Annotated in this window: 15 protein-coding genes and 5 pseudogenes; 10 read left to right on the forward strand and 10 right to left on the reverse strand. The window is 58.3% G+C overall.

Annotated features, from left to right (window positions below; genetic code table 11):
* Nucleotides 1-242: 242 nt before the first annotated feature.
* Nucleotides 243-1,196, reverse strand: coding sequence for an IS5 family transposase (locus tag BM438_RS08375; RefSeq protein WP_093633818.1), 954 nt, complete (start codon nt 1,194-1,196; stop codon nt 243-245).
* Nucleotides 1,197-1,290: 94 nt separating this feature from the next.
* Between BM438_RS08375 and BM438_RS08380 the strand changes: the two are divergent.
* A pseudogene (locus BM438_RS08380) lies at nt 1,291-1,910 on the forward strand (IS630 family transposase); the annotation flags it as partial.
* A 126-nt stretch (nt 1,911-2,036) separates the two neighbouring features.
* Here BM438_RS08380 and BM438_RS45430 read toward each other — a convergent pair.
* Entirely contained in the window at nt 2,037-2,912 is an 876-nt protein-coding gene (locus BM438_RS45430) for a sensor histidine kinase (protein WP_167378342.1), read from the reverse strand.
* A 90-nt stretch (nt 2,913-3,002) separates the two neighbouring features.
* On the opposite strand from BM438_RS45430, the gene BM438_RS45435 reads away from it, so the two are divergent.
* Nucleotides 3,003-3,143: a hypothetical protein gene (locus BM438_RS45435; RefSeq protein ID WP_167378343.1), complete on the forward strand. Its 141-nt coding sequence runs from the start codon at nt 3,003-3,005 to the stop codon at nt 3,141-3,143.
* A 271-nt stretch (nt 3,144-3,414) separates the two neighbouring features.
* On the opposite strand, the gene BM438_RS08390 is transcribed toward BM438_RS45435, so the two are convergent.
* Nucleotides 3,415-4,131, reverse strand: a complete 717-nt coding sequence (locus BM438_RS08390) for a response regulator transcription factor (RefSeq protein ID WP_093633820.1) — start codon at nt 4,129-4,131, stop codon at nt 3,415-3,417.
* Nucleotides 4,132-4,307: 176 nt separating this feature from the next.
* On the opposite strand from BM438_RS08390, the gene BM438_RS08395 reads away from it, so the two are divergent.
* Together BM438_RS08395 and BM438_RS08400 are read left to right on the forward strand one after the other, a co-directional pair.
* The gene (locus tag BM438_RS08395) at nt 4,308-4,556 is read left to right on the forward strand and encodes a DUF4148 domain-containing protein (protein ID WP_093634054.1); all 249 of its coding nucleotides are present in this window, start codon (nt 4,308-4,310) and stop codon (nt 4,554-4,556) included.
* A gap of 76 nt (nt 4,557-4,632) precedes the next feature.
* On the forward strand, nt 4,633-5,670 hold the full coding sequence (locus BM438_RS08400; RefSeq protein WP_244179292.1) for an alpha/beta fold hydrolase: 1,038 nt from the start codon (nt 4,633-4,635) through the stop codon (nt 5,668-5,670).
* Between the two features lie 360 nt (nt 5,671-6,030).
* On the opposite strand, the gene BM438_RS08405 is transcribed toward BM438_RS08400, so the two are convergent.
* On the reverse strand, nt 6,031-6,660 hold the full coding sequence (locus tag BM438_RS08405; RefSeq protein ID WP_208620628.1) for a TetR/AcrR family transcriptional regulator: 630 nt from the start codon (nt 6,658-6,660) through the stop codon (nt 6,031-6,033).
* Nucleotides 6,661-6,741: 81 nt separating this feature from the next.
* On the opposite strand from BM438_RS08405, the gene BM438_RS08410 reads away from it, so the two are divergent.
* The 4 genes from BM438_RS08410 to BM438_RS08425 all read left to right on the forward strand — a co-directional run bounded on the left by BM438_RS08410 (nt 6,742) and on the right by BM438_RS08425 (nt 10,667).
* Nucleotides 6,742-7,467: an SDR family oxidoreductase gene (locus tag BM438_RS08410; protein WP_093633821.1), complete on the forward strand. Its 726-nt coding sequence runs from the start codon at nt 6,742-6,744 to the stop codon at nt 7,465-7,467.
* A 472-nt stretch (nt 7,468-7,939) separates the two neighbouring features.
* Nucleotides 7,940-8,860: a LysR family transcriptional regulator gene (locus BM438_RS08415; protein ID WP_093633822.1), complete on the forward strand. Its 921-nt coding sequence runs from the start codon at nt 7,940-7,942 to the stop codon at nt 8,858-8,860.
* Nucleotides 8,861-9,226: 366 nt separating this feature from the next.
* On the forward strand, nt 9,227-9,745 hold the full coding sequence (locus tag BM438_RS08420) for a DUF4407 domain-containing protein (protein WP_244179293.1): 519 nt from the start codon (nt 9,227-9,229) through the stop codon (nt 9,743-9,745).
* 67 nt (nt 9,746-9,812) lie between these two features.
* Nucleotides 9,813-10,667, forward strand: coding sequence for an SDR family oxidoreductase (locus BM438_RS08425; RefSeq protein ID WP_093633824.1), 855 nt, complete (start codon nt 9,813-9,815; stop codon nt 10,665-10,667).
* 974 nt (nt 10,668-11,641) lie between these two features.
* On the opposite strand, the pseudogene BM438_RS45440 reads toward BM438_RS08425, so the two are convergent.
* The 3 genes and pseudogenes from BM438_RS45440 to BM438_RS08435 all read right to left on the reverse strand — a co-directional run.
* A pseudogene (locus BM438_RS45440) lies at nt 11,642-11,905 on the reverse strand (transposase); the annotation flags it as partial.
* A 95-nt stretch (nt 11,906-12,000) separates the two neighbouring features.
* A pseudogene (locus tag BM438_RS46955) lies at nt 12,001-12,198 on the reverse strand (hypothetical protein); the annotation flags it as partial.
* 93 nt (nt 12,199-12,291) lie between these two features.
* The gene (locus BM438_RS08435) at nt 12,292-13,560 is read right to left on the reverse strand and encodes an IS256 family transposase (protein ID WP_093633825.1); all 1,269 of its coding nucleotides are present in this window, start codon (nt 13,558-13,560) and stop codon (nt 12,292-12,294) included.
* Nucleotides 13,561-13,883: 323 nt separating this feature from the next.
* On the opposite strand from BM438_RS08435, the pseudogene BM438_RS08440 reads away from it, so the two are divergent.
* Nucleotides 13,884-14,204: pseudogene (locus BM438_RS08440) on the forward strand (transposase); the annotation flags it as partial.
* Between the two features lie 829 nt (nt 14,205-15,033).
* Nucleotides 15,034-15,738 (forward strand): annotated as a pseudogene (locus BM438_RS08445) (IS30 family transposase); the annotation flags it as partial.
* On the opposite strand, the gene BM438_RS08450 reads toward BM438_RS08445, so the two are convergent.
* The 3 genes from BM438_RS08450 to BM438_RS08460 form a co-directional block, all read right to left on the reverse strand.
* Nucleotides 15,735-16,196 (reverse strand): ASCH domain-containing protein, encoded by a 462-nt coding sequence (locus tag BM438_RS08450; RefSeq protein ID WP_093633827.1) that lies wholly within the window; start codon nt 16,194-16,196, stop codon nt 15,735-15,737. The pseudogene BM438_RS08445 and the gene BM438_RS08450 sit on opposite strands and share 4 nt — an antisense overlap.
* A complete protein-coding gene (locus BM438_RS08455; protein ID WP_143131670.1) occupies nt 16,193-17,266 on the reverse strand; it encodes an adenine nucleotide alpha hydrolase family protein in 1,074 nt (357 codons plus the stop codon). Before BM438_RS08455 ends, BM438_RS08450 begins: the two co-directional genes overlap by 4 nt.
* Nucleotides 17,267-17,490: 224 nt before the next feature.
* A complete protein-coding gene (locus BM438_RS08460) occupies nt 17,491-18,126 on the reverse strand; it encodes a hypothetical protein (RefSeq protein ID WP_143131671.1) in 636 nt (211 codons plus the stop codon).
* Nucleotides 18,127-18,224: the final 98 nt, after the last annotated feature.

Here is an 18,224-nt window from a genome sequence, read left to right on the forward strand (position 1 = left end):
AATTAGATTGTTTCTATGATCGAGTCACTGTGTGTAAGAGGCGATCATGGGACGCAAAGGAATCGAGATTGTCGTATCCGAGCTGGAGCTAGGGAAGGTCTGCACAACTCGTTTTCAGAGCGCTGATTTTTTGACACTTGGGGCGTATCAGCCGTAAGCGTCTGCTGGCAGGTTGTTCGTCTGGCTTTTCAGGTATGACGACCTCCGTTTGCCGAGACTCACGGCCTTTACCTCCGAGCGTTTCACGCCTTGCGTAATGCCTTGCGTGCCATCCAGAGGTTGCCCAACGCAAACAGTGTCGTGATCTGCGCGGTGTTCTTCAACAATCCCCGGTACCGCGTCTTCGTATAGCCAAACTGCTGCTTGAGCACGCGGAACGGATGTTCAACCTTGGCGCGCACGCCAGCCTTCAGACGCTCAATCTGGTTGTATATCGCGTCCAGACGATTGTTCAGGTCCAGTTGTCGACGCTTGCCTGGTCGCATCGCTACATGCCAGCGTACCGGGTTCGCCTGACAGCGCTTCTCAATACCCTGATATCCGGCGTCAGCGTACACATCCTTTTCCTGGCCGTGCAACAGCGCTTCGGCCGCAATGATGTCGTGGACGTTGGCCGCCGTACCAATGACGGTGTGGACCAGACCCGACTCCGCGTCCACGCCGATGTGGGCTTTCATCCCGAAGTACCATTGATTTCCCTTCTTCGTCTGGTGCATCTCCGGGTCCCGTGTACCGGAGCCGTTCTTCGTCGAACTGGGTGCGGAAATCAAGGTCGCGTCGACCGCCGACCCTTCCTTCAACATCAAGCCTTTCTCGGTCAGGATCTCATTGACCAGCGTGAGCATCTGCGCGGCCAGGCCGTGCGTTTCGAGAAGGTGCCGGAACCGCAGAATCGTGCTCTCGTCCGGCAAACGCGTCATACCTTCGTTCAGCCCCGCAAACTCGCGATACAGCGGCACGTCATAAAGCGCCTCTTCCATCGCAGGGTCTGACAGACCAAACCACTGCTGCATGAAGTGGATCTGCAGCATCGTCGCAACCGGAAATGGTGGCCTTCCAGTCTTGCCCCTCGGATAGTGCGGTTCGATCAACGCAATCAACCTTGACCATGGCACAACGCGCCTCATCTCATCGAGAAATTCCCGCTTGCGCGTACGTTTCGTTGAAAGATCCAGACCAAGACCGAGCTGTGTCATCGACGAACTCCTTTAACTCGCCTTCTCCCAGGATAGGCCAACCAGACTTCAACGCCAGGACTTTTGCAGACTTTCCCTAGAACAATTGCTGTCAATGAGCCGCTCGCGTTCACTACCTCACTCTCTGGTCCGCAGGGCAAAGATTGTCTTGATGGCCGCTGACGGTCATAAGAGGCAGGAAATTGCAACGCAGTGCGACGTGACGCCGCCGGCGATCACGCACTGAAAGAAGCGGTTTGTCGCGCGGGGGCTTGCCGGCCTGCCTGATGAAGCCCGTCCAGGCCGGCCTCGCACGCATGACGATAAAGCCGTAGCGGAACTGCTGGCGAGGATACTGCATGAGAAGCCGGACGGTGCAACGCACTGGAGTGTGCGGTCCGCTGCTGCGCAGACAGGGATTCGAAGAGTTCGGTGGCCCGATATCTATCCTTGTTCGGTGTACAGCCCCATCAAAAAGCTTCATGCTGTCTAACGATCCCTACTTCGTAGAGAAGGTGCGCGATATTATCGGCTGTATCTGAGCCCGCCGACCAATGCCCTGGTGCTGTGCGTCGATGAGAAGAGCCAGTGCCAGGCGCTGGAGCGTACGCAGCCGATGTTGCCGATGGGGCTGGGCTATCTCGAGGGAGTGACTCACGATTGCGTCCGGCACGGTACCACTACTCTTTCGCCGCGCTCAATACGGCGACGTGGTTTGCTAGACTTCGTTGTAAGAGACTTGCACTCTTTACTCCTTGCCGGTCTCCCGGCGCACTGACAACATTACTTCGCTCTACGTCTGCGACTTATGGGCCTGCCGAATGGTCTCGTTACGGTGATGCTTACTAAGCCGGCCGTAACTCAAACTTGCTCCGGTTCCATAGAGTCGGCACGAAACTCGAAGCGGGCCTCGGTCCCCGGCTCGGCATCCGCGAAGATCAAGCGGCAACGATGCAAACGAGCAACTGCTAGCGCCAAGCTCAGCCCGAGGCCGCTTCCCGGCACACCCGCCGCAGCCCGGCCGCGAAAGAAGCGTCTGCCGACCAACGGCAGTTCGCTGGCCGGAATACCCGGGCCGCTGTCTTGAACGACAAGGGCCGGCCCAATCGGCCCGGCAACCGTTCGTACGGTCACCGTGCCGCCACGACACGAAAACTTTACGGCGTTCTCTACGAGGTTGTAGAACGCCTCGAAAAGCAGCTGTCCGTCTCCGGATACGAGCGGAACCTGCGCCAGCTCTTGCTTTAACAGAACGCCACGCTCGTCCGCGAACGGCTCGAGAATCTCACCAATCTTTTCAACTAGTAGCGCCAGCGATACCGCCGGGAAGCGTTCGGGCAACGCGCCGGCCTCAATTTCAGACAGCCTCAACAGCGCGGCGAATCGCATTAACGTGACGTCGATCTCAGCAAGCGCCCGATTCACAGGCTCGACGGCAGCGTGTTTCATGTCGCTGAGGTATTGAACGAGATGCAGCCGCGCGCGACTGAGAGGCGTTCGCAGATCGTGAGCAATGCTGTCACAGGCGCCTTTCACCTCTTGCATCAGCCTCTCGACGTCGTCGAGCATGGTGTCAACAAGATTGGCAAGCCGTCCGAACTCGTCTCGCCCGTTGTCCGCAAGACGCCGATGTAATTCACCACGCGCAATCCGGTCCACTGCCTCCATCACGTGGCTGATCCGGCGCGTTTGTCTGGCCGCGAGTAGGAGACCTGCCACGAACGTCACGCCGAACACCACGCCGTTCCCGACGAGCAGGCCGCGAAGAATCGAGCTACGAAGCGCCGTCACGTCGGATAAATCGCGCGCGATGACGAGAATGCGACCATGCTCGCGACGCTGCGCGAGGATCCGCGTCCGAACGGGCGCAGACCGTTCACGCAGGCCGATGCTGAAGTTTGCGGTGCCTGGCGATTCGAGGCGCCTGGCGGCGTCTGGCAGCGCTACGATGTCGCCGGCAACGCGTGATCCGTCTGCGTCGAATAGTCCGAAAAAGTTGATCGGTCGCTCCCGCGCCAATTGACTGTTGATTTCCTTCGGCAGGGCATCGGCGGGGATCGATGCGAAATAGCGCGCTTCCCACACTAGCGTGGAATCGGTCTGAATAAAAAGCGCGTTTGCCGAGTGCCAGTAGACGAAGGTTGAGAACAAAGAAGTCGCAACTATGAACACCAGCAGGTACACCAACAGCCCCCTGACGGCTGACATGCGCAAGACTGGCATCGCGGCGCCATTGAAGTTATCCAATTCGATACCCCTCGTTGCGGACGGTGTGAATGAGTTGAAGCTCGCCCGGCAGCGCGAGTTTCCTGCGCAGCCGCGCGATGTGGACTTCAATGATGTTGGTGCCGGGATCGAAGCGATACTCCCAGACGGCCTCAAAAATCAACGGCCTCGACAATACTTTTCCCGCGTGTTCCATGAGGAAGTCAAGCAGCCTGAATTCTGCCGGCGCGAGTTCGATTGTTCGGCCGCCGCGCCGGGCTACCCGTGCGAGCAGATCAAGCTCGAGGTTGTCGACACCTCTCGTCGTGGCAGACCGGGATGCACTGTGTGCGCTACGTCGCAGTAGTGCCTGGAGCCGGACAGCGAGTTCGCCGCGATGATACGGCTTGACCAGATAGTCGTCACCACCAGCCCGAAGCCCGCGCATGCGCTCGTCCACATCGGACAGCGCGCTGATCATCAGCACGGGAATCAGACATCCCGCATCGCGTAGAGCTCGCACGACCGTCGTGCCGTCGGCATCCGGCAGCATCCTGTCGAGCGTAATGGCGTCGAACGCATCGTTAAGAACTCGCGCAATGGCGTCGGCGCCGTTGTCGAGTACGGCTACTTCGAAACCTTCCGCTTCGAGCGTGCATCGAATATCGCTGGCGGTGACGCCGTCGTCCTCTATCACGAGCACACGCGGCGGTTGACCGGGCGCCCTGTGCCGGCCTGACGCAACTTTCATGCTGCTTTCACCGATTAAGGATCATTAACCTACTTGCGAGGCCGCCATTGCTACAGTGGTTTGCATCGAACGCAGCACCGCAAGTCCCGATATTACCTGTTCGATTTGAACCATGTTTTCGAAGCGAGGATCTCATGAAAAATTTCTTTACGCCATTTCAGCGACGCGGCGCGGCCATGCTCGCGCTTGTGTCGGCACTCGTCGCAACCCCTACCCTTTCCTTCGCCCAGACCGGAAGCCACTCATCACCTACACGCGCACAGGTTCGCCAGGAACTGGTCGACCTCGAATCGGTGGGCTACGACCCATCGCGCGGGGATGACGCCGATTATCCGGAAGATATCCTAAATGCGAAACAGCGGCTTGCTCGAAATCATAAGGATACCAAACAGAAATGTGTCCTTGCTCGAGCTGAGACGAATTAAAACGTGTATCGCACATGCGTTCTCATCAATTTCATGCGCTGACCGAACGTCGGCTACTCAGATGCGGAGGATTCTCATGACTCAATCCAATATCCAAAGTCCCGTGCGCAGGCATTTGGTCGCGAGCGGGCTCACGCTCGCCGGTTCCCTTGGACTGGGCTTGCTGCACCAAGCTCAAGCCACGATGAGCGTGTCGCCGCCGTCAGGGACTTTGCCCGAAGCTGCTCAGGCAGCGAACATCCATTTCTTCCCCGGTTTCAAGCAGCAATTCATCAACACCAGTGGAGCTACAATTAACACGCTCGTCGGCGGGGACGGTCCGCCGTTGCTTCTGATTCACGGCCATCCGGCAACCCACGTCGAGTGGCACAAGATTGCGACGCAGCTCGCGAAACGCTTTACCGTCGTATTGACCGATCTGCGGGGCTATGGCGATTCGAGCAAGCCCGACGGCGGCCCGAATCACGTCAACTATTCGAAGCGCCTGATGGGACTGGATCAGGTCGAAGTCATGCGGGCGCTGGGATTCAAAAGGTTCCAGGCAGTTGGGCATGACCGCGGCGCCCGCGTTCTGCACGGCATGTTGATTCACTACCCGCAAGCCGTGCAACGCGCAGTGATGCTCGATATCGCTCCCGCCGACCAGATGTATGCGCACACCGACGAGTCTTTCGCGACGCGTTATTTCTGGTGGTTCTTCCACATTCAGCCGGCGCCGCTGCCGGAGCAGATGATCGGGGCCGTGCCTGAGCAATACCTGCGCGCGCATCTCGACGTTCAGAGCAAAACGCCGGGTGCCGTGACGCCCGAGGCATTTGCGGAGTACCTGCGCTGCTATCGCAACCCTGCGTGCATCCACGCAGTCTGCGAAGACTACCGGGCGACAGTCACCGTTGACCGCGAGGACATCCACGCCCATCCGCAGCGCGTTGCCACACCGGTCCATGTTCTGTGGGGCGCCAAGGGCACGGTGGGCCAGACCTTCGACGTGCTCGCCCTCTGGCGCAAGGAAGCGCAGAACGTCACCGGACACACATTGCCTTGCGGTCACCTGATACCCGAAGAAGTCCCCGGCCAGTTGATCGATGCGTTGAACAGCTACCTGCAGGTGTAGTACTGCCCTACAGCGCGATCACTTCAGGCATTCCTGCAGGAACGCACACGGCCTCGGCCACTCTGAGACGTTCGGCATGCTAGTCAGGCTCGTCGGAACACAGCTACTCTCGTTCAAGCTGTTCGACTAAGCAATGAGGGCTTCGGTAAGGCTCCTTAGCGCGTGACAGGAACCGTTTGCGAGGCAATGGGATTTTAATCGCAACGGAGCTGCCGAAGGCGCCAAATTCTTTGCTTGGATGCGGGCTCGCCGTCTGAATCAGTGTTCGGCCGGAATGATCGGACGTGCATTTCCAAATGCCGGACGATCGCTAAAGGATCGGATAGATCAGGCCGCGGCCCTGCGCCACGATCCGGCGGGTCAACGTCGCTTCCTGGGACACAAAGCGATCGGAACATCACTCATTGTAAAAATGCCCGCAGTCGCGATGGTCACCCGCCTACGGGCGGCTCGCTCGTCATCAGCGAAACGGTCTACGCCCCACGACAAGGTCGTAACCAGTTCGAACAGTTCTTCTGCGGTCACAGCTTTCACCGCCATGCCCGCGGATTTTGCAGAGTCGAGAAGTACACGGGTTTCCTCGATGAGGCGCGAGCTCGCCGGTTTCATCGACGATTCCGGATCGCTCCGTGCAGAGGCGACACAATACGGCAAGTCATGCCAGATGCGCAGTTGCCACGTCAAGCGCAGCAGCCACTCGGCAAGCGCATCGCGCGGACTAAGCGAGCGCGAGAGCTCGCCGGCCTCGGCCAGCAAAGCCGCAATGTTGACCTCCATGACCGCCGCGAGCAAGTCGTCGCGGGTCGGGAAATTTCGATAAAGCGTAGCGTTGCCAACGCCAGCACGGACGGCGATGCCGTCAAGCGACGCCAGCACACCCTCTTCCTCGAATGTCTCACGGGCCGCGACGAGGATCGCGTCACGATTGCGTTGGGCATCGGCACGCATCACGCGCGGTGCTTTCTGGGGCGAATTACGCGCAGCACACATCACATCTCTCTTTGACAAAGCGGGGAGTATCCCCGTATATTGATAATTCCGGGGAGCATCCCCGTTTAGACAGGAGGATACATGAAGCAGTCACTTGCGGGTAGGGCGGTGTTCGTTACGGGTGCCAACGGTGGGTTGGGAGAACAGTTCGTGGAGCAGGCGCTCGAGCGCGGCGCCAGGAAAGTATATGCCGCAGCGCGAAGCCCGAGGAGGTGGGTCGATGCGAAAGTCCAGGTCATCACGCTTGATATCACGAATTCGGGGGACATAGCCCGTGCAGTAAATGCAGCGTCCGACGTCGACCTGTTAATCAACAACGCGGGCATCGCGCCGGCGGGAGACTCCATAACTGGGTCTGAGGACGAGCTCCGCCGGATCTTCGAGACGAATTTCTTCGGAACACTCGCCCTCGCGAATGCCTATGCACCTGTGCTCGCCAGCAACGGCGGAGGTACGCTTTTAAATATTCTGTCCGCGGCTGCCTGGATCAGCGTGCCAACTGGCTACGCGGCGTCGAAGGCGGCGATGTGGTCGGCGACTAATGCGCTGCGAGCGGCCTTAAAGAGCCAACGAACGCAAGTGATTGGCCTTCTCGTCGGCATGATCGATACGCCGATGACCGCGCGGTGGGATGTCCCGAAAGTCAGTGCCGCGAGCGTCGTCGAAAAAGCCTACGACGGTATCGCGGATGGCTCAATGGAGATATTGGCCGACGAGGCGACACAGGGACTCAAGGCCCGGCTGAGCGTGAAGGGCGAAGAGCTGTATCCGTGGATGGAAGAGCAGCTCCAGGGATTCGTGCCGTAATCTCGCCGAGGCGCCTCACTGCGCGCGGCGCACTATGAAAACGGCTGGTACCGGACAATTCTCGCCCGCGTTTGCTAATCGCGCGAGCGGACTATCGAGGTAAGCGCGTCTGAGCGTCCGCTAATGAGAAGACTGAAGGTCCCTTGTGGGTCGGTAGTCCGCACTGACGACTGGCCGTTTTTCAGACAGCGAAATTCCTCTGGCCGCTTTCGGGCGCTGCATTTGAACGAGCCGACTGACGCAGCCGACCCGCAACGGTCGGTCGACTTGCCGCTTTGCGAATGACCGCTACCACGAGTACAGTGGCCGGCCGGGTCGTATATCGCAGACTTTGCCGATCAGCTTCGTGGGAGTTAGTCTATAGGCGGAACCGCCCCGTCGGTCAAGGTCTTAAGCAGACGCGCTCGACGGCGTTTGAGGTCGGCTATCTGGATGGAGGTTGCCGGCTCAACCAATGTACACGCGAGGAAAAATGGATAAGTTCGATGCGATGCGCGTCTTTATACGCGTGGTGGAATCGGGGACGTTCACCAAGGCTTCCGAGACCCTCAACATCCAAAAGCCTACGGTTACCCGACTGGTTCAGACGCTGGAAAACGATTTGGCGACGAAGCTGCTCAATCGCACAACCAGACGGGTCACTGTCACGCCCGATGGCGCGGCCTATTACGATCGCGCTGTGCAATTGCTAGCCGAACTGGAAGAGCTGGAAAATTCCATGAGCGGTGCCAAATCCAATCCGAAAGGCAGATTGCGCATCGATCTTCCGCGCCCGCTAGCTCATTCAGTTGTTATTCCTGCACTTCCAGACTTTCTTGCGAAATATCCGGATATCGATCTTGAGATTGGCGTCAGTGACAGTCCGGTCGACCTGATCGCTGAAAACGTGGATTGTGTCGTACGCATCGGCACATTGACCGATCAATCACTGGTGGCCCGGCGAGTTGGCATCAGCTACTTCGAACTATGTGCATCGCCAGGATACTGGAAGAAATTTGGTAAGCCGAAGCATCCGAGCGAAATCGGCCGTCACCATACAATGATTCACATGGTCTCGGCGAGGACGGCAAAGCCATTTCCAATCACCGCTCGTCACGGCAAAGAGGTCATTGATATTCGGGGCAAAAAAGTCGTCCGTTGCAACGACGTGTCGACTTGCACCGATCTTGCCACAGCGGGGCTCGGAATTATCAATGGGGGAACCTTTATGACCGCGCCACTGATTGCATCAGGCGAGCTGGAGCGTTGTCTCGAGAAATGGCAGCTTCCCCCTATGCCCGTGTCGATCGCATACCCTCCCAATCGGCATCTCGGTAACAAATTACGTGTCTTCGTAGACTGGATCGTCGAGCTGTTTGCCACGCATCCCTCGCAGCAATCGCCACGTGGCTAATCCATATTGACGATGCTACGCGGCCCTCGGGTACGACACGCAACTACCCGAGGTCAATCAAGCTCGCTGGACGGCGAGCGCCATCTTGCCAGCCCCAACAGCAACCACACTGCCCTCTGATCACACATCGAGGCGCTAGTCCTGACGACTCTGGTTGCCGCCCGCTCGTCGCAGTCCTGTCGACCGCACCCGCTCTCAAGAACGCTTTCCCCGTGTCATTGACCGTGCGATTAGGGGGTATTTCGACAACAATCTTTTAATAGACCAAGAGTTTCTCCCCACGATCGGAATCCCTAGACTGCTTTCAAACGGCGGAAACACGTTCCGACGAGTCCAATTCACCACGCGATTGTGAGGAAGCAGATCATGAAGACGACAGATACAACATTCGACCAGGTCATGACACGGCCGACGAGTCCGCGGACCGGGTTGTCTCACGCTTTGACCCTCGGGATGACGGCTGGCATTGCCGCCGGCTTCATCGTTCTTGTTCCGGTTTTAATCCTGCAGTTGGCTCGAGGCGTCGGCATTATTCCAGAGATGCAGCTAGCTGCCAGCAGCCTGATGGGCATGGTTGCCTACGCAGGCGCTGCCGGCCTGATCGTGGGAACCTTGCTTCACTTCTTCGTATCGATCGTCCCGGCGATCGCCTACGGGCTGGTCGCGTGGCGCTTTCCAGTGGTGAACCGCCTGTCGTGGATCGCCGGTCCAGTGCTCGGCCTCATCGTGTTCTTCTTCATGGGCTTCATCGTATTGCCACGCAGCGCATTTACCACGCCCGCGTCGGTTTCGCCCATGCCGTTTCTGCCCGCGCTGCTAATCCATATGCTCGCGCTCGGCCTGCCGATCGCGCTGATCGTCCGGCGCGGATGGGACGTCGCGTGACAACATCAATCGATGTCCGAGTCTAATTCAAAACGACGCGTACTTTCAAGCAAAGAGGAAACATAAAATGATTGGCATTACTGGAGCAAATGGCAAACTTGGCCAATTGGTGATCAGGGATCTGCTGAAAATTATCCCCGCAACTCAGATCGTTGCGGCAGTTCGAAATCCGGAGAAAGCCGACAACCTGCACGACGTGGGCGTCCATGTGCGCGAGGCGGATTATGATCGTCTGGAAACCCTGATCGAGGCTTTCAAAGGTGTGGAGAAGCTGCTGCTCATATCGGCCGTACAACCGGGCGAAAGATTCAGGCAACATCGGGCCGTGATCGATGCAGCCAAGCGAGCCGGCGTCAAGCTGATTGCATATACGAGCCTGCTGCGAGCAGACACTTCGAAGCTGATTCTTGCTGGCGAACACCTGCAGACCGAAGAATATCTAAAGTCCTCTGGCATGGACTTCGTATTGTTGCGCAACGGCTGGTATCTGGAAAACCATACGGAAACACTTGCGTCGGCGTTGAGCCAATCCGCAATTAAAGGTAGCGCAGGACAAGGCCGATTTGCCTCTGCCTCGCGGGCCGATTACGCAGGCGCGGCAGTTACGGTCCTGACGCAACCAGGTCACGCCGGCAAGACCTATGAACTTGCGGGAGACCATGCCTATTCGATGTCGGAATTGGCCGAGGAGGTGTCGAAGGAGGCCGGTCGTCAGATCGTCTATGACGATCTGCCACCTTCCGACTATGAGGCCATGCTATTGAGCTTTGGTCTGCCAAAAATGATCGTCGATGTCGTTATCGATGCGGACGTGAATTCGTCGAAAGGCGAGTTGAATAGCGCCTCTGGTGATCTGTCCAGACTTCTCGGCAGAAACACGACGCGCCTCTCCGAGGCCGTCAAGGCTGCGCTGCAGATCTGACCCGATGGTTTCAGAACAAGAAAGCCGGTCAGAACCGATCGATCAGGGCCTAAGAGAATGTTTCAAGTGCGACGCGTGTCGCCGTCCGCCGGACGTAAATCGGCAACGTAGTGGATGGCAAAGCTCTTCTCTGCCTTGTCACATTCAACAACCCGAGGATCGGAGATTGAAGCTGTGACCTGCTGTACGACCAGCAGTTGCCTACCCGGACGTGCGCGACTGGTAACGGTCGGGTTCGAAGCTCCGGGAACGACGTACCCTCTCTATGGGCGGTTCACCCGGGCGACCGGGCAGGGATCGACACTGCCAGCAGCCGTGCGGTGTGGGGGCCAGGCAATTTCCGCATGCACAACATATGTGAACTGTTGATAAACCTCGTTAGTCTCGAAGAGCCAAAGCTGCTGAAAGGCTCTGACCAAAATGGTGGATGGCCGGTTGCATCTCTTTGAATTGGATGCACGTCGTCACGGTGCCATCGGGGAATAGACAGGTGCTAAACGGATAGATCCGTGCGAAGTGCTCGGGTCGGCAGGGATGGGAACGCGGGAACCCCGATTCTCCGCCCTTGTTCCGGTTCAAAGGAACGGCGGCAGGTGGACCGTGAGGAACACTGTTGGGGAAGCGGGGGTGAGAACGCGCAAGAAGCGAAGGGTTGCCTGTAATGGGTGACATAGGGGTTCAAGATTTGCCCCGACCTGAAAGGGTGCTGACGTGCGCGTGGTGCGGCTGTCGTTGGCCTGCATCAGGGATTCATCAAAGGGATGCTTGAGAGAGACCGGTTGGACTACGGTTCAGCGCCCTTGTCCCGGCAACGGGACGAATCGACGATGTAAAGCTGGCGAAGGTTGTGGATGCACAGGCACAACCGGCATCAATGTGATGCTTAATGCCGTGCGCGAGCCGTATGCGGGGAAACTCGCACGTACGGTTCTTCGGGGGCCGCGTTTCCGGGAGGGAGCGCGGCTACCCTCTAAAGAGTCGTCCGACCGCTGAAGCGTTCGCCAGCAGATCAGGCAGCACGCGAGTTTAAGGAGCCCTTCATGGATGTCGGCACGACGCTCATATCGAGTGCGAAGGCGGCGAAATCCATGCAGCCACGCATTGGTTCGCTCGACGACCCAGCGGACTTTACCGAGACCGCTGCCATGGGGTTTGCCACGCCGGGCGATCGATGTGGGGATGCCGGCGGCGTGCAAGGGCCGACGATACTTGTCGTGGTCATAAGCGCGGTCCGCATAGCCCAAGGGCTTAACCGCCCGTCTGGACCTATCGCCGCCGAGAGTGCGCTGTCGTAGTAGGTCACGACGCCAGTTTCTGGATTGTAGCGCAGACCACCGAGCACATAAATACGGCCATTGTAGGTCGTTACAGCATGATATGCCCTGGGCTCAGTAAGCGCCGTCTTGGACCGCCATGGGCAGAAAACAGGCACATTTGTTGGCATCCACGATTGCCGACAATCGAGATCTTCAGCCCAGCCATTGCACTGACGGAAGACAAGTAATTCGAACAGAAGCGCGGTACGTTTCATGTTGGCAGCATTACTCCCTTCACTTTCAAATTCCGGGACGCCGGAACCACAGGAGGTGTCAGGAATTTTGTGTGCTGAGGTCGGTTAAAAATCTCAGCTGATGGCGGCGGTGAATCGCTCGCCGAACAGGATGGCGAACTGATTGACTGCTTGCCGCCAGGTGATAGGTGGCATCTTCCAATCCTTTTCGATGTTGCGCAAGGCCAGGTACAGCAGTTTGCTGGCGGCTTCGTCGCTCGGAAAGTGACCGCGGTTCTTGACGATCTTGCGCAACTGCATGTGCATGCTCTCGATTGCGTTGGTCGTGTATATGATTTTGCGCACCTCCGGCGGATAGGCGAAGAACGGGATGACTTGCTCCCATTGGCGCTGCCACATGGCAGCCACCGTGGGGAATTTCCTGCCCCATTCGCTTTGAGAGAAGGCTTGCAGCGCCGCCTCGGCGGCTTCGGCGGTGGCGGCCTGATAGATCGGCTTGAGCGCAGTCGCCAACGGCTTACGGTCCTTCCAGCTCGCCAGATTCAGCGAATTGCGGATCAGATGCACGATGCAAGTCTGGATCTGGGCAGCCGGATATACCGCTTCGATCGCCTCCGGAAAGCCGCGCAGACCATCGACGACGGCGATCAGGATATCGTGCAGGCCACGGTTCTTCAGTTCGTTGAAGACCTTCAGCCAGAACTTGGCACCCTCGGTCTGCTCGATCCACAGGCCCAGCACTTCCTTGCGGCCGTCGGCCCGAATGCCGAGCGCCAGGTACACCGCCTTGTTCCTGACCGTGCCTTCGTCGCGGATCTTCAGCCGCAGCGCGTCGAAATACACGATCGGGTACATCGCCTCGAGCGGACGCTGTTGCCACTGTTCGACTTCGGCCAGCACTTCGTCAGTGACGGTGGAAATCAGATCGGGCGACACTTCGAGCCCATACAGCTCCAGCAAATGGCCCTGGATCTCGCGTACGCTCATGCCGCGCGCGTACATGCTGATGACGTGGTCGTCAAAGCCCGGTAGCCGGCGCTGGTATTTGCCCACCAGTTGCGGCTCGAACGTCGCCTGCCGATCGCGCGGAATATCCAGATTCAGTTCGCCGCTGGGCGTAAGGACCGTCTTGCGGCTCGTGCCATTGCGATGATTGCTGGCCTTGCCTTGCTCCGCCTCGCTCTCCAGGTGATGCGTCAACTCCGCCGCCAGCATGCGCTCAGCCAGTTGCTTCTTCAGTTGCCCGGCCAGGCCCGACTCACCGAGAACCGACTCGGCATCCTTGTTCTGAATCTGCGCCAGCAGTTGGTCGATCAGCTCATCGGGGAACAGCTTCGGCGCCTTCGCGTTCTTGCTCTTCTTGGTCACAGTTGCTTCGGTCATAGGACGTAATTTCCGTTATCGTCTCATGACCTCGGCACACTAAAATTCTGACAGGCTCGAACCACAGCGCGCAATGCAATATTGCTGGTCAACATCCCGCCAATCGACAACGGTATGAGACCATCAAGGCGTTTCGTCGCCGTTGTTCACCCGTCTTGCGCCACATCCCTCAAAAAATTTCTGCCGCCCCCACCCGATTGCCAACTGGCGGGCTGGGTCTTGTGGGGACGGACGTTCCGGCAGTTAATCCGTAAAACTATGCCGAGCTATTGCTTGGCGGCCTCAAATTCGAAGTGCAACACTGTTTCGTATAAGGTGTTGCGATGCACGAAAGAGCTCAGTACCAGCAACTTCAACCTGAAGAGCGCCTGACCATTGCTAGCCTGCATCTTCAGGGTTCGAGTATCCGGGCCATGGCCCGGATACTCGGGCGCTCGCCGGCCACCGTTAGCCGTGAACTGGCGCGAAACAGTTCTCCTGCAGGCTATGCATCGGTGCCAGCTGTAGCGCTCAGCGCCGCACGCCGCAGCGCGGGCCGCCGCCCCACAAAGCTTTGCCTGCAAAGTGTCTGCTGGCGTATCGTTCTCACCCTGCTCGAGTGGAAATGGTCACCCCAGCAGATATCAGGCACACTCAAGCGTATGGTGCGATGTGATGTCGCGTAAGGGATTGTTTCGTCTGGCGTTGTTGGCCAGAGAGGAAACCGGCTGTTCCGTCAGCCGTAACCTACCGGTGCATGCGGGATTGGTAACGATCCGGTGTGAAGCCACTGGGACAACGTAACCCGCTCATTGAGCGACGGCAATCTCGCGAGAGAATGTTGTTGTCTGCCAGCGCCGCGGCGGATGGGGTGCAAGGTTGGGCAGTATGGTTAGCGAATGCGAACTGCTGATAAACGTCGTGATGAGTAACAAGCCAAAGGCGCTGTCAGGCTTGAGCCAAAAGGCATACAGTCGGCTGTCCCTCTCATACGTCGGGACACACGGACTAACGACTGTCGGCGAAAAGGTGGAACCTAACCTGCTCTTGTCCTTTATGCGGAACACAGTAAGCCCGATTGTCCGCCAGCGTCGCAGTCCATCGCGGTGTTCGGCAGGCAACCCGTAAGGGAAGCTGTTGGTCGAGCGGGTAAGAGAACGCGGAGAAAGCGAACGGCGGCCTGTAATGGGTCGCATAGGGGTTCGAGCTTTGCCCCGACCTGAAAGGGTGCAGACTTCCGCGTGGTGCAGTTGTCGCAGACCAGCGTTTTAGATTCAACGAGGGGCAGCTTGTGAGTGACCGGTGGGGCTACGGTTCAGCGCCTCTCGCCGCACCAATGGGGCGAATCAACGACGTGACGTTTGCGAAGGTCGTATGAAGGCTGGTATGACCGGCGTCAGTATGACGTTTAATGCTGTGCTCGAGCTGTATGCTGGGAAACTCGCACGTACAGTTCCTCGGGGGCCGCGTTTCCGAGAGGAGACGTGGCTACCCAATTATCCGACTGACCCGACCCAGCAGGTTTCGCACGAAACCATCTACACGGCCATCTACGCTCAGCCGCGCGGCGAACTGCGCCGCCAGCTCATTGCCTGTCTGCGCCATGGTCACAGCGCACGCATGCCGCGTACACGGGGCACCGACCGGCGCGGACAGATTGCGGACATGGTCAGTATTCATGTGCGGCCGCCCGAAATCGAGGACCGGGTGCTGCCTGGACACTGGGAAGGCGACTTCATCAAGGGGGCTGGCAACCAGTCCTCGGTAGGCGTTCTGGTTGAACGGACCAGCCGCCTGGTGCTGCTCGCAAAGATGGAAGACGCCACCGCAGCTTCCGCGTTGGCGGGCTTCTCCGCCAAACTCAATTCGATTGCCGCGCCACTGCGCCAGAGCTTCACCTACGACCAGGGCAAAGAAATGTCGCGCCATAAAGAGCTCGCTGCCGCAACCGGCGTGAACGTGTACTTTTGCGACCCGCACAGTCCCTGGCAACGCGGCACTTGCGAAAACACCAACGGGCTGCTGCGCCAGTATCTGCCCAAAGGCACCGACCTTTCGGTCTACAGTCAGGACGAACTCGACGCCATCGCCGACAGTCTGAATAGCCGGCCTCGTGCAACTCACAACTTCCATTCACCATTCGAGGTCTTCGCCGCGACCCTTGCATCAGCAAGTCAACCTCGAGGCTCTAAACATTAATCCCGCTGTTGCGCTTCACCCTTGAAACCGCCCTTCAATTGCACCTGCGAAAGAACTTGTTCAGAGAGGGGGAACAGTCCAAGCTGACCTCGTACGGGTAAGGGATGAACCAGCCTTTTCGCTTTCTCAAGCTTCCACCCGAAAGCCCCCTTCGGCATCGGACCTGGTACGAGATGCCCGGGCCTTAGCCGACTCCAGGTCGCCTGACTAAATGACTCCACAGAGACCACGTTAACGATACCGATCAAGCCTCCCAGGTATGTCGGAATAACGTCCGGGAACAACGGGACGAACTCTTCGGCGACGCTCTTGGACGCATGTATGAATACGGCGCCTCTGTAGTCTGTCGTCCACGTGCGTACTTCGATCGTCTTGCGACCACTGACGATCAGTTCAGCCCACGGTTGCCTGATACTCAACGCGACTTGCGGACGTTCCGGATCGGTCGATAAATTCATCGGCGCGTGGCCTCAGGATAGGTTGCGATAAGTTCAGCTGCAAATCGCTTCTGAAGAGCAAGCGCAGATTCAGGTGTCAGCAGACCATTCGAATGTGCGATCGCATCGCGCAGGATTTTCGGAGCATCGAACTCAAAAGCCTCCAGGCTATAGTCACCATGGCTTACCTTGTGCGCCCAAGAAAGGTAGGCATCCACGTGGATCCGCACGTTGGCATCGTTGAAATACGGGTCTCTTCGGGATGTAAGATTTATGGCGTAGTCCAGCGGATCCCGCTTGAGCGCCGTCCGGCGGACAATGCAAGGAATGCAGACGCCGCAAGGTGTGCCTGGTCGCTTGCTGACAGAGCCGAGTACCTGACGCGAAGCGAGACTCCAGCAGGTTTCCGTTTTTGAAAGGATCGCTTTCAACTGGCTGGGGCCATGCACTCGCCCTAAGCGGTCCGCGGCTTCACGCTTGGTTGCGTCCAGGAAAGGGTTGCGTATCTCGAAGCCCGCACCGAACAGGCACCCGAACATCCGTTCAGCCAGTCGATGCAGCAGGGGATGTGCATGCCGTGTCATCCTGTAGGTTGCGGACGGTGGCGTAGCGAGAGCAAGCGGCCCATTTTCAAACTGCAGTAGCGTCCTTGCGCGAAAAGAGTTCGCCACGACCGCGCCGAGCGCAAGGAACAAAAACGAGCGGTATTGAAACTGGCCACCGATGCGGCGCCTTCCGCCGCCCCACTTGCAGCCTAGTTGAACGTGGCGGTCAAACCCGAATTCCTGAGCAAGAAATTCCTGCTTGGCTTTTGCCCCATAAAATGACGCCAGGACTGCATCAGTATCGTTTTCCCGAAGCCATCCGAGACCACAGGTGCTGTCCAGCCCCCCGGAGAACAGTGCTACAACATTGGCGATACCCGATGCATTTGCCTTGACCACTGTCGCCAGAGCATCAAGCCCGTTAGTCCGGCGCCGCTTTGAGAAACTGAATCGCCATTCCGCATTGCCCAGCAATCTCAACATTCCGGTCAGGGCTCTTTTTGCCTCTTCGGACCATGCCTCAGGTACGCGCAATGGCATCGACACGTCAACTCTCCGTACTCGCTGACTCGATATCCGCTTGGGTATGTAGCGTTCCACTTCCCACACGACGCGAGCGATCTCAAGCACGTCTCTCCCGCAAGGCGGGATGCCATCGGCGCCAACGCCCGCCGCGTCGTGCCACGTTATCGAATCAAGGTCGAATGCATGCTGGTCTGTCTCCGATCGAGGGCCCTTTTCGACGACAACCTTCGCGGTATGCTGGCGGCTCATGTAGGTGTCACAAGTTTGAAATAGTTATCAGCCAGTACATAAAGCACATCCTTGCGTTCCGCTTTGCCGGTGGCAAGGAACTTCATGTCGAAGCGATCGTAGATGCCGATCGCGACCGTATCTGCGGCTTGCCTGACGGCTGACGCCGCCGCACCCAGATCACGGTACGAATCGGCACCGATGGCCTGAAAGATAAGCGCACCCAGATATCGATCTATCGTATTGTGGAACTTGTCAGGTTTGATCGCGGCGTCGATTGCGGCTGCATTACCGCGCGTCGCGACCACGCGGTCACCGCCGATCGCTGAGACCAGAAAGTCACGAAAAGCAGCAGACGCCAGCTCGACGTACCGGTCATCCACCGTGTAGTCTCTCGCCTGAAGGACCATATCGATGCGGGCGTCGCAAACCGCTTGCATGCAGCCTGCGCCCGGGTCCACGCCGAACGCTCGCGCGATGTCCTCCCACGAAGCGCCTTTGTCCAGTTTTGCGCCGATTTCAAGCAGGTCCGCTAGCAGTGAAGCGGCGAAACCGTCGGCCAGCATGTCGCGAATGAACGCGGTCCTGCCCCGCTCTCTCAGCAACTCGTGAATCACCTGCGTGAGTCGGGGCTGGTCACTATCGGACGTCAAGCGCCGCGAGATTTCCCGCAACCCCTCGATTGCCCGTAGCAGTGAACCCCGGGCTCCGGCACCGCTGCCCGACCCACCACCTCCAGCAGACCCGCTAC

Origin of the sequence: Paraburkholderia aspalathi, from assembly GCF_900116445.1 — a bacterium.
Classification (GTDB): Bacteria; Pseudomonadota; Gammaproteobacteria; order Burkholderiales; family Burkholderiaceae; genus Paraburkholderia; species Paraburkholderia aspalathi.